The sequence below is a fragment of the Alkalilimnicola ehrlichii genome, from assembly GCF_003399765.1.
Classification (GTDB): Bacteria; Pseudomonadota; Gammaproteobacteria; order Nitrococcales; family AK92; genus AK92.
In genome coordinates this window covers 1-2,240 of the sequence record NZ_NFZV01000069.1, presented here as the reverse complement: position 1 = coordinate 2,240, position 2,240 = coordinate 1, and the positions used below count along the sequence as shown (strand labels likewise).

The window sequence follows — 2,240 nt, the reverse complement described above, 5'->3', positions numbered from 1 at the left end:
GATTGACCCGGAGAACCTAAGCCCGGAGTTGCAGGCGCATGTGGACCGGACGCTGGAGAGCCTGGTGTTCGTCGAAGGCGGCACGTTCATGATGGGGGACGTCGGCTTTGAGCGGACGCTGTCTGACGGGACGGTGATTAATCGGCGCTGGACCGGAGATCGGGATACGCATCCGGCGCATGAGGTGACGCTGGATAGTTATTCGATTCAGCGGTATGAAGTGGTTCACGAAGAGTATGACCTTTTTACTCGGTCCACCGGCAGAGAGCTTGTGCGGGCAAATAGGCTTCATATGCCAACGCGGGGTCCGGACCTTCCTGCTTGGGGCATGGATTGGTACGACGCCCGCGCGTACTGCCACTGGTTAGGCGAACTCACAGGGCTGCCGTTTGATCTGCCGACCGAAGCGCAGTGGGAGTATGCCGCGCGGAGTCGCGGTAAGAACGTGCCGTATGCGACGGACGACGGCACCATCGACCGGGGCCGGAACTATCGTGGACCGGATACGCCGTCGGGCGCGACGCCGCCGCGAACGTTTCCGCCGAATCCTCTGGGCCTGTACGGTATGATCGGCAATCAGCCAGAGTGGGTCTTGGACTGGTATGGCCCCTACACTGAGGAGCCCAAGCATAATCCGACGGGGCCGGAGGCTGGGGATCGTAAGGTGCAGCGAGGGAGCGGATGGATTGGGTCGCCAGAGATGAAAATGGTTTTCCGACGGAGCCCTACGCCTCCAGATAACACCGGAGGTGGAGGAGGTATTCGCTGTGTCGTGAATCAAGCGTCCCCTGTATCAAGAGATTAGTTGTCGGGCTCCCACTATTGGGAGCCCTCAAATAAGTCTCGACGCCAAGCGAGGTAGGCTCTTTCTCCTGAGTCGCTTAACGAAGCGAATAGCCGTTGCTCGTTTGTTAAGGCGCGATGTGCTTTTTCTGTTTCTGTAGCGCCGGGGGTGACAGCCTCTAGGTGCTCCATGACTTCAAAATAGTGCCGAATGCTTTTGATTGACCTTATGACAAGAATGACCGCTTCTTCATGTCTTCTGTCTTCTATTTCCGTTTCAATTAGCGCGTGTAAAAGCCTTCCTGTCGTTTCTGGGGTGCAGTATTCTAGAATCGCTGCCTTTGAATGTACGGCAGTTATTAATTCGTTTATTTCTTCGTCCGCCCGGCGATTGTTTCTCCAAGAACCCAGGAGTGTGTCTATTTCTTGAAGTAGGCGCATACCTAGAGTGCCGATCTGATGCGTTATTTCTACCGCGGGGGCTCCCCTCCTGAATGATTTGTAACCCTGTCTAACCAATTCAAGTTGCCATGCGGAGAAAGTGTCAAAGGTTTCATGATCATCAAAGATGTCGATAAAACTGAAGTCGGCTTCTTTTAGTTTGCTGCGTACCAGCACGATGAACTGCCAAACATGCTTGGCGCTGACCGCGAATGCTATTTCACCACCGAAACCAAGGCCTAGGCACGCGGATGCTTTGGCTTTTATTACAAAGCGCCTAGTTGCTTGGTCAAAGCCAATCTTAAAGCTACCGTTTAACCCTGCCCCCGCCAGCCCGGTGACGGTGTACCCGACACTTCCCAATTCGACAAACTTCGGGGTTTGCGCCGTATCCGGTTCGTCGAGCGTGGCCCGAGAAGGCCCGTCCGGCTCGGGGCTGCGCCACTCCAGGGCGCCCTTAATGCCGGTTTCCGCTTTGGCGCCGGCGAAGGCGGAAACGGCCAGCTCATTGTCCGGGACGTCGAAACCGGCACTGTGTTCCGGCACTCCGTCCGGATTGCCTTTGTCGGTACGCACGCCGGTGGCGTGCAAAATGCCTTCCTTCGTATCCAGATGGATTTTGGCCGATGCGACGAGGTTCGCCCCCACATAGCCGCCGATGTGGGCGCTTAGTTGAAGTCGCATGTCGCCGAGGTCGAGGCTGTCCTCTTCCTCGACCCGTCTCGGAGGCTTTATCCGTCGCCGGTGTTCATGAGCCTATAAATCATTCGGCCAATCGTTCGGCTTGGTAGGTTGCGGTTGAGGCGTAGCCGAAACCCAACATCTTCAAACGCTTGCTGAGCGGGAAAGGGGGGATGCTGGGTTTCGCCGTTGGCTCAACCCAGCCTACGGTGCCGCATCCTCCGGGGGCGTTGTGTCTACAATCGGGTAATAAAGCCCTATACACTAGGGGCCAGCCTAGTGGACGCATAGAAGAATCGGATAAGGAAGATTGGCATGACGATGAAGCCATGGTT

2 protein-coding genes are annotated in these 2,240 nt (G+C 56.2%); one reads left to right on the top strand and one right to left on the bottom strand.

The window, feature by feature from the left end; genetic code table 11:
- Nucleotides 1–805: formylglycine-generating enzyme family protein (locus tag CAI21_RS22650; RefSeq protein ID WP_181919610.1), on the top strand; the 805-nt coding region annotated here is incomplete at its 5' end.
- 14 nt (nucleotides 806–819) lie between these two features.
- Here the strand turns inward: CAI21_RS22650 and CAI21_RS22645 are convergent.
- Nucleotides 820–1,908 carry a hypothetical protein gene (locus tag CAI21_RS22645; protein ID WP_116304375.1) on the bottom strand — a complete coding sequence of 363 codons (1,089 nt, stop codon included), beginning with the start codon at nucleotides 1,906–1,908 and terminating at the stop codon, nucleotides 820–822.
- Between the last annotated feature and the right edge of the window lie 332 nt (nucleotides 1,909–2,240).